This is a genomic window from Rhizobium rosettiformans W3 (assembly GCF_004912135.1).
Lineage (GTDB): Bacteria > Pseudomonadota > Alphaproteobacteria > Rhizobiales > Rhizobiaceae > Allorhizobium > Allorhizobium rosettiformans.
This window is the reverse complement of record NZ_STGU01000001.1, coordinates 140,449-154,451: the sequence shown is the minus strand read 5'-3', so window position 1 is coordinate 154,451 and position 14,003 is coordinate 140,449. Positions and strand designations below refer to the sequence as shown.

Sequence of the window (14,003 nt, the reverse complement as noted above, 5' to 3'; positions counted from 1 at the left end):
CTCATTTCACGATGCGTCCGAGGACGATCGAATCCGGTTGATCCCATGACAGGGTGACGCCTTCCCCGACGCGAACCGGGGAGGCAAAGAAGGCCGCGTCCGAGAGAACGGCGGTGAATTCGTCGGTAAAGGCGGTGGTGACGGTCAGCTTCACCTTTGCGCCGAGATATTCGACATTCGACACGATACCGTCGAAGCCGAGACCATCAGCCGGCATGGCGCCAATGCGCACATGGTCCGTGCGGATGGCGATATCGGCCGATTCATCCTCGACAGGTGCCGTACCGAGCGCGAAGAAACGTCCGCCACCGACAACCTCGATAAACAAGCCATCAGCGGTGCGCTCGACGATGCGCCCGGAGAGCACATTGTGATCGCCCATGAAGCGGGCGACGAAGGCAGTCGCCGGCCGCTCGAAGACGGTGCGCGGTGTATCTGCCTGCTCGATCCGGCCCTCGTTCATGACAACGATCAGGTCGGCCAGCGCCATGGCCTCTTCCTGGCTGTGCGTCACATGCACGAAGGTGATGCCGAGCGACGTCTGCAGCTTCTTCAGCTCGGCTCGCATGCGGATCTTCAAGAAGGGGTCGAGTGCCGACAGAGGCTCGTCGAGCAGCAGCGCCTCGGGCTTGGTGATGAGCGCGCGCGCCAGTGCCACGCGCTGCTGCTGGCCGCCGGACAGCTGCGCTGGGCGCCGGCTCGCATAGGGCTCGAGGTGCATCAGCTTGAGCATCTCCAGCGCTTGCGCGCGACGCGTCTCCTTATCGACACCCTTCATCTTCAGGCTGAACGCAACATTGTCGACAAGATCGAGATGCGGGAAGAGCGCGTAGGACTGGAACATCATCGCCGTGCCCCGCTTCGCCGGCGGCAGGTCGGTCACGTTCGCGCTGCCGAAGACGACATCGCCGGAGGAGACGCTCTCATGCCCCGCGACCATCCTGAGCGTCGATGTCTTGCCGCAACCGGACGGCCCGAGCAGGCAGCAATAGGTACCGGCCGGGATCTTCAGGCTTATGGCATGAACAGCTGTCGCAGTCCCGTAAACCTTGGATACGGCGGCAAGTTCGATGTCGGCGGCTTTCGTCATGGCGGCTCCTTGGTCACACCATTGACGATGCATAAGCCGTGCCAGTTCGAGGCCGCCAGGCTAAGTGATTGATTCCCATCGCTGCAATTGCTGCGCCGCAAAAGGATTGAGCACATGGAAAGACTGCATGCACAGCAAATGAGCGATTGATGTCAATCGCTGCGCAACATTGTATGCAATCGTAAAGCAATTTCGTCTGCCGCTGATCTTCCCCAACCGCGGGATGCGGGCTAAAAGGAATGCGACACCGGATGGATCCATGAACGCCAAGAGCTCGCTTCGCCGGCAACTCGACCCGAACCTGGAGGACCGCGCCCGCGCGATCCGCGATGCCCTGCGCGACGCAATCGTCGACCGACGCCTTGCCCCCGGCACCAAGCTTTCTGAAGCCGAGGTCGGCACGCTTTTCGACGTCAGCCGCACGGTGGTCCGCGACGCCTTGCAGATGCTTGCCTTTGAAGGTCTTGTGAAGACGGAGCGCAATCGCGGCGCCTTCGTTTCCAATCCGAGCACGGAAGAGGCCCGCCAGGTCTTCGCCTCGCGGCGCCTGATCGAAACCGGGATCATCGCCGCTGCCGCCGAGCGGATTGCCCCCGATGATATCGCAGCACTTCGCGAACACCTGAAGGAAGAAGCGAGGTACCGCACGGAACGCGGTGCGAACGCACGACGTGCCGAGATCAAGGCGTCCGGCGACTTCCATCTGATGCTGGCCAAGGTGGCCGGCAACCAGGTGCTGGAAAAATTCATGGACGAACTGGTGGCCCGCTCGTCCCTCGTGATCGCGCTCTACGGGCGCACGGGCGTCTCAAGCTGTGGCCACGACGAGCATGACGAAATTCTCAACGCGCTGGAGAAGGGTGACGTCAAGAGGGCGACCCATCTCATGATGCATCACATCGACCACATCGAGGCGGATCTCGATCTCTCTGTCGCCGAGGCTCGCACTCTCAAGGACGCCCTGGCGCTCTGAGCGTCGGCAACTGAAGCCATTACTGTTATTACCTGACGGCGACCGAGATCACCCTGTCCTGCTCGATCGTGTCCAGCATCGCCTGCCGCGCCCCCGCCTCATCGCCATATTCGATGCGGTTAACCAGCAGTTTGTGGCTCTCGAGGATCTTGTCGAGCACGCATGGATCGGGATTGTCCATCTGGGGCTTGTAGGCGAAGGCATGCGCCAGTTCGATCAGCCCGTAGAGAGCGCGCACGAACGGATTATGCGCGGCATCTGCAATGATGCGATGCAGTTCGAAATCGGCCAGAGCGAAATTCTGCGGCGACGCGAGCGACGTCTCCATCTGATGGATCCAGTAGAGCATCAGACGGATCTGGTCGGCAGTTCTGCGTCGGGCGACCTCGGCCGCCGCCTGCGGCTCAAGCGAACGTCGAACTTCGTGGAGCCCGGACAGAAACTCCGCATCAACAGGGGCTTCCAGGTGCCAGGCGAGCACCTGGGGATCATAAAGGCTCCAGCGGCTCTTCTTGGCCACCTTTGTGCCGACCTTCGGCCGGGCTTCGAGCAGCCCCTTGGCCTCGAGCGTCTTCAAGGCCTCACGCAACACCGTGCGCGAAACCTCAAACTCTTCCATGAGTTCCGCATCGTTCGGCAGGGTGGTCCCGATCGCATAACGGCCGGAGATAACCCCGGCCCCGATCTCGTTGATCACATGCGAATGATAGTTACGCGCCGTCGACCGCCCGGACAGGGAGCGAAGAAGGCTCCCCGGCTCGCTCATGCAGGGGCCTTCTTCAGGCGTGTACGCCCGGTCTGCGCGGTAAACACCAGCTTCTGGAGCAATATGAACATGAACAGCAGGAACCCGATGGCGATTTTAGTCCACCAGCTGGAGAGCGTCCCATCGAAGACGATGTAAGTCTGGACTAGGCCCTGCAGCATGACCCCGATCAGGGTTCCGAAGATGAAACCATAACCGCCCGTCAACAGGGTTCCGCCTATCACCACGGCTGCAATCGAGTCAAGTTCGATGCCGACGGCCGCCAGCGGGTAGCCCGCCGAGGTATAGAGCGAGTAGACAATACCCGCGAGCCCGCCGAGGAAGGACGAAAGCGCATAGATGCCGATCGTCACGCGGCCGGTGGGCACGCCCATCAGCGAAGCCGAGGTCGGATTGCCGCCGATCGCATAGACATAGGAGCCGAAACGCGTCTTGTGGGCGATGAAGCCACAGACCACGAAGGTGGCAAGCATCAGAAGGCCGATCGCGCTCAGCCGTCCGCCACCGGGCAGCCGGTAGTAGAGGCTGGAGATCGTGCGATAGAACTCGTGATCGATCGGGATGGAATCCTGGCTGAGCACGGAAGCAAATCCGCGCGCCAGAAACATGCCCGCCAGCGTCACGATGAAGGGCGGCACCTGCAGGAAGTGAATGACGGCCCCCATCGACGCCCCGAACGCGGCGGCGAGCGCCAACACGATGGCAAAGACCGCCAACGGATGAATGCCAACCCACGAGATCAGGATGGCCGTGATGACGCCGGTCAATCCGATGACGGCGCCGACCGAGAGATCGATCCCGCCGGAAAGGATGACGAAGGTGGCGCCGACCGCGGCGATACCAAGAAAGGCATTGTCCGTCAGAAAGTTACCGAAGACGCGCGTCGACCACATGCCGGGATACTGGAAAATGCAGACGGCATAGGCGATCACGAAGATAAGGGTGGTCGCGGCGAGAGGGCGATAACGCGGATTCATCGTGCCTGTCCCGAAGTTTGGGTCTTGGTCTGGGGCGGGGTCGCGGCGGGTGCCTGGCGCGGGCCGAACTTGCGGCCGAGCACCTGGGCGATCCGGGCCGATTGTAGCACCAGGATGATGATGATCATGCCCGCCTTGACGATCAGGTTGAATTCCGGCGGAAAGCCGGAGACCAGAACGCCCGTATTCATGGCCTGAATGATGATGGCGCCAAGCACCGACATCGGGATCGAGAAGCGCCCACCGAGCAGCGAGGTGCCCCCGATAACCACAGCGAGGATCGCATCGAGTTCCAGCCAGAGACCGGCATTGTTGGCATCGGCTCCGCGGATATCGGCAGCCGCGATAATGCCGGCGGTCGCGGCGCAGAAGCCGCCAAAGGCATAGATGCACAAGATCACGATCTTGCTGCGCAGGCCCGTATAGTTGGCCGCGGACAAGTTGATCCCGATCGCCTCGATGAACAACCCGATCGCCGTGCGTCGCATGAACAGATGCGCAGTGATCATCAGCACGATCGCGATGACAGCCGGCATGGGCAAGCCGAACAGATTGCCCGTGCCGACGAAGATCAATGCCGGATCGGAGAAGGTGACGATGGAGCCTTCGGTGATGAGCTGCGCCACCCCGCGCCCTGCCACCATCAGAACCAGCGTCGCGACGAAGGGCTGGATGCCGAGATAGGCGACCAGAACGCCGTTCCAGAGGCCGCATAAAATGCCCACCGCAAGCGCGGCTGCAAGCGTCACGATCAGGGGCTGCCCGGCAACCGCACAGGTCGCGGCAACAGCACCGGCGACTGCCATCACGGCACCGACGGACAAGTCCACGCCTTTGGTCGCGATGATCGCTGTCATGCCGATGGCCAGGATCGCCACCGGCGCGCCGCGATTGATGACGTCGATCAGGCTGCCGAAGAGACGACCATCCTGCCAGGTGATATTAAAGAAGCCGGGGAACACCAGCCAGTTGAAGAACAGCACGCCGGCAAGCGCCAGAAGCTGCGGGGAAATGATGCGGGACATGGACAGCCTTTTCATGCCTCGACCTCCGCCGGCTGGGCGGCAATGGTCTGGACGATGACGCCGGGGGTGATGTCGGCGCCATGCAGTTCGGCGACCATCTTGCGGTCGCGCATGACGACGACACGCGAGGAATAGCTGACGATTTCATCGAGCTCGGATGAGATGACGACGAGCGCCAGCCCATCTTCGCGCAACCGGCTGATCATGCGCACGATCTCGGCATGGGCGCCGACATCGATGCCGCGCGTCGGCTCGTCGAGAATGAGGAAACGCGGATCGGTGGCAAGCCAGCGGGCAAGGATCACCTTCTGCTGGTTGCCTCCGGAGAGAAGCTTGACCGGCAGCTCGGCCGAAGCCGTACGGATATCGAGCGCCTCGATGAAATTGCCGGCGATCTCCAACTGCTCGTCACGGTTCAAGGCCTTGAACCAGCCAAGCCGAGCCTGCATGGCGATCACGATATTCTCGCGCACCGAGAGATCACCGAAAATGCCGTCGATCTTGCGGTCTTCCGGGCAGAAGCCGAAGCCGAGTTCGACCGCCTCGCGGGGATTGCGGACCTGGCGGCTGCCGCCATCGATCTTGATCGCGCCGCTATCGGCCTGATCGATGCCGAACATCAGCCGCGCCATCTCGGTACGGCCGGAGCCAAGCAGGCCTGCGACGCCGACGACTTCGCCGCGATGGATCTTGAGATCGAAGGGGCGAACGCTGTTCGAGAGGCCGAAGCCTTCGAATTCCATCAGCGTTTCCCCCACTTCCCCCTCTTCGCCCAGCACATCCGGATGGTGGAAGGCGAGATCCTTGCCGAGCATCATGCGCACCAGGCTCGTACGATCGAGCGTAGCGATCGCTTCGGTGCCAACGAGGCGCCCATTGCGCAGAACCGTGACCCGATCCGAAAGCTCGAAGACCTGATCGAGGAAGTGGGTGATGAAGACGATGGCAAGACCGCGATCGCGCAGCTGTCGGACAATGCCGAACAGCTTTTCGACTTCGGAACGATCGAGACTGGCGGTCGGCTCATCCAGGATCAGCACCTTGCCGGATAGTTCGACGGCGCGGGCGATCGCAATGATTTGCTGGACAGCGACGGAAAATGTCGAGAGTTCGGCCTTCACGTCGATATCCAGGCCGTAGGTCAACAAAATGTCGCGGGCTTCCCGTTCCATCCTGCGTTTGTCAACGAGACCGAAGCGATTGGTCGGCTGACGACCGATGAAGAGATTGTCGACGACGGTCATGTTCGGCAGGAGGTTGACCTCCTGGTAGACCGTGCCGATGCCGGCGACCTGCGCCTGTTGTGGGGTCGTAAAGCTGACGGCCTCGCCGTCAACACTGATCGTGCCGCCGTCCGGGATATAGGCACCGGTCAGGATCTTGATCAGCGTGGATTTGCCGGCACCGTTTTCGCCGAGAAGCGCATGCACTTCGCCCCGGTGAAACGCGATATCGACGCCGTCGAGCGCCGTATGATTGCCGAATGTCTTGGTGATGCCCGCCGCCGCAAGCACGATCGATGGATGCTCGGTCATTGCCTCTTCCCCCTCTCCCATGAAGCTATCCCCGATTAAAGCCGGGAGAAAGCGACAGAGACCCCGCCACCAGGGTAGGGCGGGGTCCTGCCGGGAGGGTTACCTTAGTAACCGAGGCCCTTGCGGTTGTCATACTCGCCCTGCGGGTTGTCCGCAGGCGTGTAGAGCTTGGATTCCGTGATGATGAACTTCTCCGGCTGCGTGCCGTCCTTCAGGTAGGCTTCGAGCGCATCGAAGGCCGGGCCTGCCATGTTCGGGGTCAGTTCCACGGTCGCATTGGCTTCGCCGGCAACCATGGCGGCGAAGATATCCGGAACAGCGTCGATCGAGACGACGAGAATGTCGGTGCCCGGCTTCAGACCGGCGTCCTTGATCGCCTGGATGGCGCCAACGGCCATATCGTCGTTATGGGCATACATCGCGCAGATGTCCTTGCCACCGTTTTCAGCCTTCAAGAAGCCTTCCATGACTTCCTTGCCCTTGGCGCGGGTGAAGTCGCCGGTCTGGCTGCGGGCGATCGTGATGTTGGACTTGCCGGCAATGGCTTCTTCGAAGCCCTTCTTGCGGTTGATGGCAGGCGTAGAACCAACAGTGCCCTGAAGCTCGACCACCTTGCACGGCTTGTCGCCGACGGTGTTCACGAGCCATTCGCCGGCAACGCGGCCTTCCTTGACCTGGTCGGAAGCGACCGAGGTGAGGTAAAGATCCTGCGGAGCGTCAACGCCGCGGTCGAGCAGGATGACCGGAATTTCGGCTTCCTTGGCTTCCGTCAGAACGTCTTCCCAGCCGGTTGCGACAACCGGAGCGACGAGGATGGCGTCAACACCCTGGGCGATGAAGCCGCGGATGGCCTTGATCTGGTTTTCCTGCTTCTGCTGCGCATCGGCGAACTTCAGATCGATGCCGCGCTTTTCGGCTTCGAGCTTGGTGACGGATGTTTCTGCAGCGCGCCAGCCCGATTCGGAACCGATCTGCGAGAAGCCGACGGTCAGGTCCGCAGCGAGAGCAGACGAGCAGCCGAGTGCGATCACGCTTGCGCTGAGCGCAAGCTTGCGAAGAAATGTCATGATGTCCTCCCTTGAAAAGACACCGCCTCCACGGTGTCTGGCATTATGCATAGGCAAAGGTTCGAGACCTGTAAAGTCCAAAAGTACTATTATATGTTGTGCACTGCAGCATAGAACGCAACTCAACTTCTACGGACTTGCACGTGCAGCCTGCGGACCGAAGGTTAACATGAGCAGGCGCAACAAGCCGAGTATAGGCGAAGGTGAATAGGGAGAAAGCCCTGAAAATCAGGGGCTGCAGCATTGCCTCCCTAAATCTCGTAATTTTCTGTTAACCAGTTTTCTTTATATTTCCCGATGCACGATGGCTGTGCCTCCGCATGAGCGATTCCGGCTCCCGCTATTCGAGACAGGAATACCCAATGGCAGTGATCACCTTCGCGAATACGAAGGGCGGCGCAGGAAAGACGACTGCGGCTCTTCTTCTGACCACCGAACTCCTGCACCGCAACTACCGAGTTTGTGTCATTGACGCCGATCCTCAGCGGTGGTTCTCGAAGTGGTACGAAAGCGCTGCATTGATGCCGAGGCTCTCCGTTGAGACCTATGTCTCCGCTCCGACGCTGCAGAGGATCGTGCATGAACGCCGGAGCCAGTGGGATTTCGTTATCGTCGACCTTCCGGGCATTCAGTCTCCCCTTCTGGCATCAGCCGTCGGCCTGTCCGACCATGTCCTGATCCCGATCCAGGGCTCGAGCATGGATGCCCAGGGCGGAGCCCAGGTGCTCGACCTGCTGCGCTATCTCGACCGCAAGGCCGGAATCCGCATTCCCCATTCCGTCGTCCTGTCCCGCGTCAATCCTGCGATCACGACCCGCTCCATGCAGGCCGTCCAGCGCCTGTTGCACGAACAGCAGATCAGCGTGCTCGACACACCGATCGCAGAGCGGGCTGCTTTCCGTGAAATGTTCGATCTGAACAGACCGCTTCGAAAGCTTGAAAGCGCACAGACCGGAAGCGGAGAGAAGGCCATTGCGAATGCTCAGGCCTTCGTGAACGATGTGATGTCGGTCGTGACGCCTGGAGCAGCACAACCTCCGGCCTATTCCGCGACGCGCGGAGCGCCGGTGCTTGAGACGGCAGCCTGAGCACCCAGTCACAACTTTTGCATGAACAAATTCATGAGGAGGCGAGGCGCAATTCGGCGCCTCGCCTCCTTTTGCGTGGTCGCCGTTTTGCGACATTCATGTCGCTGCTGCAATTTTGCCCGATAGCCTCTTTAGCCTTCCTCAAATCACGATTCCGTCAGAAGCAGTGATGAGGAACAATGATCTGTGATTTCGGGGATGACAAAACAACGCAGCACCGCGGCCGAAACCGCCACATTCTCGCCCGAATTGAGCGTCGCCCAGCAGCCCAAAAGAGTAAATTTCTCATCTGTCATTCCTTATAAAGAGCCTATTGAAAGGACGCCGAGTGCCCCAAAAATCGACAGTTTTCTGCAGCGCAAAATTGAAATGGTCTCGTCCGCAACCACTTGATAACACGTGTATCAGCCCATCAAATAACTGATAATCAACGATATATTTTTGACCAAGTGACAACCGCCGACTGACCACGATTTTGCAGGCCAACAATTTGTCTAAGATTTTCGCGGCACTGCAACATCTTGACACCTCAGACGTTCTCCCGGACCATTCGAGGCACTGGCTAGGAAAGTGAGACTTGTTCAACCGGTCGTGACCGGAGAGGGGTTTTGTGGCGTTGTCGAAAGATTGGAGCTGCAATGGATTACACTAGCAAGATCAGGGTGCTTGTTCTCGACGACAATCCCGTCCTGGTGGATGGGTTGAACTTCCTGATCAACTCGACCCGGCAACTGCATGCGATCCTGCTTGCTCAACGCGACCAGGAGTTGTGCGAGGCGATCAAGCGCCTGGAGCCAGATGTGATCGTCGCGGATCCCAATTTTCTGGATCGCACGCTGGCTGAGTGTGGACTTGAACTGCATGAGCTGCGCGCCGGCGCAAAGCTGATCGCTTACTGCGATGCGCGTGAAACCCGGTCGGGCGAGACGTATATCAACCGCGGCTATAGTGGCGTGGTGACCAAAACGGTGGCGAGCCCACGCCTTTTGCGGGCGATCAAGAGTGTCCATGCCGGGGATGTCGTGATTGACGAAACCGTGCTTGCGCTGTCTGAACGGTCGCTTCAGCCCTGCGAAGTCGATCAGCGAAAGCTGTCCACAAAGGAAGAATTCGTGCTGCGACACGTGGCTCTCGGCAAGGCGATGAAAGAGATCGCCGCCGATATTCAACTCAGCGCCAAAACTGTGGAAACCTACAAGTACAGAGCCATAAAAAAACTGGATCTGAGAACAAGATCCGATATCGTGAATTACGCAATTAGTGTAGGCTGGCTGCAGCACTAAGAATACAACAAGTCAAAACTGGAATGCCGCATCTTCTTGATTGCGGCATTTTTGCGTTGCAGCTTTATGATTACTGACATATTCTGAACAAACTATCCCAAACAGGTAAGGATATTCCTGACAAGCGTCCGATTTTCCTGACTTTGTTCGCAGGTGCAATACTGCCAATCCTACAGCCGAGATTAACAGATGTTAACGAACGGCTGGCCCTGAGCGGGTCGCGCCGCCAGGTAGAGGGCAGCATATGGCTAGGATCAGTGTATTCGGGATTGGTTATGTCGGCGTAGTCGCCGCGGCATGCCTTGCAAAAGACGGACATGAAGTGGTGGCCGTCGACATCGATCCCGCGAAGGTCGACACGATCAACCGCGGCAAGACACCCATCGTCGAGAAGGGCCTGGAGCCTCTCATCGAAGTTACAGTGGCGAATGGCAGCCTGCGCGCCACGCTCGACATCGATGAAGCCATCGCCGCCACCGACCTCTCTTTCGTCTGCGTCGGCACCCCCAGCGCACCCGACGGTTCGGTCGGCCTGACCTATGTCGTCAAAGCCTGCGAGGCGATTGGCGAAGCGATTGCCCGCAAGCAGGCCTTCCACTCGGTGGTCGTGCGTTCGACCATCGTGCCGGGCACCATGGACAAGGTCTGCATCCCGGCGCTGGAAGCAGCAACCGGCCTCATCGCCGGCACGGACTTCGGCGTCGGCTACTATCCGGAATTCCTGCGCGAGAGCACCGCGATCGAAGATTACTACGATCCGGGGCTGATCGTCTTCGGCGCGATCGACGAGACGACCGACAAGATCCTGCACGAGATCAATGCCGGTCTCCCCTGCGTCTGCCATTCGGTGCCGCTCGCGACGGCCGAAATGATCAAATACACCAGCAACTCCTGGCGCGCGGTCAAGGTCACCTTCGCCAACGAGATCGGCAACATCGCCAAGGCCTGCGGCGTTGACGGCCAGCAGGTGATGAAGATCCTGTGCTCGGATCTGAAGGTCAACATCTCCCCCTACTTCATGCGTCCCGGCTTTGCCTTTGGAGGCTCCTGCCTGCCGAAGGATGTGCGGGCTCTCCGTCACCTCGCGAAGGAAGCCCATGTCGAGAGCGCTCTCCTGGATGCTGTCCTCGAGGCGAACGAAGCCCAGATCGATCGCGCCGAGACCATGGTCTCGCAGATGGGCGGCCAGACCGTCGGCATGGTGGGCATCAGCTTCAAGACCGGCACCGACGATCTGCGCGAAAGCCCGCTCGCAAGCCTTGCCTCGCGCCTGATCGCCAAGGGTTATGATCTGAAGATCTACGACCCCTTCGTGCAGCAGGCTTACGCGGAGGGCATGAGCGGTGCCGGTCGCGGCAATGACACCGCGATCGACCTGAAGAACCGCCTCGTCGGCGAGCTCGGTGACCTGATCGACACTTCGGACGTCATCCTTGTCGGCAACCACTATGCCGAAGCCATGCCGGTCCTCGACCAGTCGAGCGACAAGATCCCAATGGTCGACCTCCTGCGCATCCGGCCGGACATCCGCTCGTCCGGCACCTACCAGGGCATTTGCTGGTAAGGAGCGAAAAGATGCTGGCCCACGTCATCTACATCCTTTCCATGACGATCCTGGCGCTCAGCGTGCCACACCCGACCGTTTCGGCGGTTTCCGGCACCCTGATCACCGTCGGTCTGATTGGCGCCTGGCGTTATGCCTGGGCCGGGATCAACCTGGCGCGGGCCGCCTATTTCCTCAACTTCGCCTATCCTCGGCGGCGCCATCTCGCCGCCGAGGCCTACACGGCCCGGGGTCTCAAGGACCACGCTTACTTTCTGGTCACGACCTACAAGATCGCCCCTGAAATCTCGACCCGCGTCTATCGCTCGATCTTCGAGGCCGCCTTCAGGGCAACTGGTGGTGCCACAATCGTCGCTTCGATCGTCGACGAAGCCGATGCCCGCTTGATCCGCCGCGTCATGGCATCCGTTGCCCTGCATCATCCCGGCCGTGAAGCGATGGTCGGCCTAAAGATCGACAAGATCGCCGGAACCGGCAAACGCGATGCGCTCGCCACCTCGCTGCGCTCGATCGCGAGACTGAACCCCGGCCGCAACGACATCGTGGTCTTCGTCGACGGCGACAGCTGCGTCCCCCATGATGTCGTCGACCGCAGCATTCCCTTTTTCACCGATCCGTCGGTCGGCGCCGTGACCACCGATGAACTCAGCGACACCCAGGGTGGCAAGCTGTTCCGCGACTGGTTCGACCTGCGCTTCTCGCAGCGCCATGTGATGATGTCGTCGATGTCTTTGGGCGGACGTGTGCTCACGCTGACCGGTCGCATGTCGATCTTCCGCGCCAGCCTCGCGACCGATCCCGGCTTCGTCGACCTCGTCCGCAACGACTTCATCGATCACTGGCGCCTTGGCCGCGTCCACTTCCTGACCGGCGACGACAAGTCCACCTGGTACTGGCTTCTGCAGCGCGGCTACAAGATGCTCTACCTGCCGGATCTCTGCACGCTGTCGATCGAGACCCAGCCCAAGGACGGCTTCTTCGAATCCGCCACGACGCTGATGACCCGCTGGTTCGGCAACATGCTGCGCACCAATGCCCGCGCGCTGGCGCTCCCCGCCTCCCGCATCGGCTACTTCACCTGGTGGTCGATCCTCGATCAGGCACTCTCCATCTGGACGACGCTGGCCGGCCCCGCGAGCATCCTGCTCGCAGCCTTCTTCGTCAGCCCTTGGATCCTGCCGATCTATCTCGCCTGGGTCATGTTCACCCGCTACCTCTTCTGCACGGTCATCATGACCTTCCGCGGCAAGAGCTTCCCGATCACCTATCCCTTCCTGCTCTACTTCAGCCAGGTCGGCGGCGCGATCGTCAAAAGCTTCATCCTTTTCCGCCTCGACCGCCAGAGATGGACCCGCCAGTCGGGTTCCGGATCCGCCCGAGCCATTCCCCTCGGCCAGCGCTGGCGCGCCATGAGCTCCACCTACATGCACTGCCTCGCGCTCGGATGGCTCATCCTCGGCGTGGCCTATGTCGGCAACATCATCTAACTCCCGAAGGACTGTAACCATGGACATCGAAACGAAGGCCGCACGCGACACCGCTTCCCAGGGCTACACCGGACAGGCAGAAACCTTTCCGATCCTGCTGGACAGCGGCACCGAGCACCCCAAGACGAACATTCCCTTCATCGCGGTCATCGATGGTCGCCAGTTCACCGGTCGAAGCCTCTCGCTGGTATCGGCCAATGTCTCCGGCCTCGCCGGCCCGGAACTGGAAGGCAAGGAACGGATTGCCGTCCTGCGCTTCGACTTCGACGGCTACACGATCTCCCTGCAGGTGGACGTGCGTGTCAGCCGGACCCATGCGGAAACCGGTGAATTGCGCCTCGACTTTCTGGAGCCGACGGGCGAGCACCTGCCGACCCTGCGCTATCTGCTGAATAGCTACATCGCAGGCGACATCACCTCCGTCGACGGCATCATCAGCCTGCGCGAACGGGTAGCCGTGTCTGGCGGCAAGAAGCAGGCCGGCCAGGCAAGCATCGGCGGACTGGTGGGCCGCGGCCTGAAGACGGTGGCGACGGTCGCCGTCAGCCTCGCGCTGGCCGGTATTGCGGCAAACCTCATCTACGAGCGCGTTTTCTCCAAGGAAGTGAAGCAGCTCGCAGTGCTCTCCGCCGGCGGGCAGCCGCTGCGCGCCATTGCCAGCGGCCAGATCTCCTATCTCGATCTCGGCGCGACCCGCGGCGAAGTCCTCTACACCCTGCAATCGGTCTCTGGCACAACGCTCAGCGTCAACATGCCCTGCGACTGCCGTATCCTTCCGACGCGCGCTGGCGAAGGTTCGACCGTCATGGCGGGCGACCCGATCGTCGAGGTCGTCGATGAAACCGCAACCCCGGTTGTTCAGGCCGTCGTCTCGGCCGAGCAGGCCAAGCAGCTGGTTTCCGGCGACATCGCCGAGCTCCGCTTCTCCGACGGCAAGGTCATCTTCGGCAGCCTCGCTCAGAACGCGGAAGCCCTGACCGCCGTGGGCAACGAGGGCGAGATGCGCGCCCTGATCGAGCCGAACACCGAGCTCGGTAGTGAAGCCGCCGGTTCTCCCGTCTCCGTTCGCATCATCAGCCAGCGCATCTTCGCCCTGCGTCAGAAGCTTGGCGAGTGGTTCAAGGAGGGCGCCGCCACCTGAAGAGCCC

At 60.7% G+C, this 14,003-nt stretch carries 12 protein-coding genes; 6 read left to right on the top strand and 6 right to left on the bottom strand.

What is annotated here, in order from left to right; genetic code table 11:
* Position 1: 1 nt before the first annotated feature.
* A complete protein-coding gene (locus FAA86_RS00690; protein ID WP_136537916.1) occupies positions 2-1,090 on the bottom strand; it encodes an ABC transporter ATP-binding protein in 1,089 nt (362 codons plus the stop codon).
* A gap of 259 nt (positions 1,091-1,349) precedes the next feature.
* Here FAA86_RS00690 and FAA86_RS00685 point away from each other — a divergent pair, with 259 nt between their 5' ends.
* On the top strand, positions 1,350-2,063 hold the full coding sequence (locus FAA86_RS00685) for a GntR family transcriptional regulator (RefSeq protein WP_136537915.1): 714 nt from the start codon (positions 1,350-1,352) through the stop codon (positions 2,061-2,063).
* Between the two features lie 28 nt (positions 2,064-2,091).
* Here the strand turns inward: FAA86_RS00685 and FAA86_RS00680 are convergent, their stop codons facing one another.
* The 5 genes from FAA86_RS00680 to ytfQ form a co-directional block, all read right to left on the bottom strand.
* Positions 2,092-2,829 (bottom strand): FadR/GntR family transcriptional regulator, encoded by a 738-nt coding sequence (locus FAA86_RS00680; RefSeq protein ID WP_136537914.1) that lies wholly within the window; start codon positions 2,827-2,829, stop codon positions 2,092-2,094.
* Positions 2,826-3,806 (bottom strand): galactofuranose ABC transporter, permease protein YjfF, encoded by a 981-nt coding sequence (gene yjfF, locus FAA86_RS00675; RefSeq protein WP_113458927.1) that lies wholly within the window; start codon positions 3,804-3,806, stop codon positions 2,826-2,828. The genes FAA86_RS00680 and yjfF overlap by 4 nt, the downstream gene beginning before the upstream one ends.
* Entirely contained in the window at positions 3,803-4,846 is a 1,044-nt protein-coding gene (locus FAA86_RS00670; protein ID WP_136537913.1) for an ABC transporter permease, read from the bottom strand. Before FAA86_RS00670 ends, yjfF begins: the two co-directional genes overlap by 4 nt.
* Positions 4,843-6,366 carry a sugar ABC transporter ATP-binding protein gene (locus FAA86_RS00665; protein WP_113458925.1) on the bottom strand — a complete coding sequence of 508 codons (1,524 nt, stop codon included), beginning with the start codon at positions 6,364-6,366 and terminating at the stop codon, positions 4,843-4,845. The genes FAA86_RS00670 and FAA86_RS00665 overlap by 4 nt, the downstream gene beginning before the upstream one ends.
* A gap of 104 nt (positions 6,367-6,470) precedes the next feature.
* Complete coding sequence (gene ytfQ, locus FAA86_RS00660; RefSeq protein ID WP_113458924.1) at positions 6,471-7,433, bottom strand: galactofuranose ABC transporter, galactofuranose-binding protein YtfQ; 963 nt, start codon at positions 7,431-7,433, stop codon at positions 6,471-6,473.
* A gap of 362 nt (positions 7,434-7,795) precedes the next feature.
* Between ytfQ and FAA86_RS00655 the strand changes: the two genes are divergently transcribed.
* The 5 genes from FAA86_RS00655 (at position 7,796) to FAA86_RS00635 (ending at position 13,996) form a co-directional block, all read left to right on the top strand.
* Positions 7,796-8,521: a ParA family protein gene (locus tag FAA86_RS00655; protein WP_136537912.1), complete on the top strand. Its 726-nt coding sequence runs from the start codon at positions 7,796-7,798 to the stop codon at positions 8,519-8,521.
* 638 nt (positions 8,522-9,159) lie between these two features.
* Positions 9,160-9,804, top strand: a complete 645-nt coding sequence (locus FAA86_RS00650) for a LuxR C-terminal-related transcriptional regulator (protein WP_113458922.1) — start codon at positions 9,160-9,162, stop codon at positions 9,802-9,804.
* Positions 9,805-10,048: 244 nt separating this feature from the next.
* Entirely contained in the window at positions 10,049-11,368 is a 1,320-nt protein-coding gene (locus FAA86_RS00645) for a nucleotide sugar dehydrogenase (RefSeq protein ID WP_136537911.1), read from the top strand.
* An 11-nt stretch (positions 11,369-11,379) separates the two neighbouring features.
* The gene (locus tag FAA86_RS00640) at positions 11,380-12,855 is read left to right on the top strand and encodes a glycosyltransferase (protein ID WP_136537910.1); all 1,476 of its coding nucleotides are present in this window, start codon (positions 11,380-11,382) and stop codon (positions 12,853-12,855) included.
* Positions 12,856-12,874: 19 nt separating this feature from the next.
* Positions 12,875-13,996: a pilus assembly protein PilZ gene (locus tag FAA86_RS00635; protein ID WP_136537909.1), complete on the top strand. Its 1,122-nt coding sequence runs from the start codon at positions 12,875-12,877 to the stop codon at positions 13,994-13,996.
* Positions 13,997-14,003: the final 7 nt, after the last annotated feature.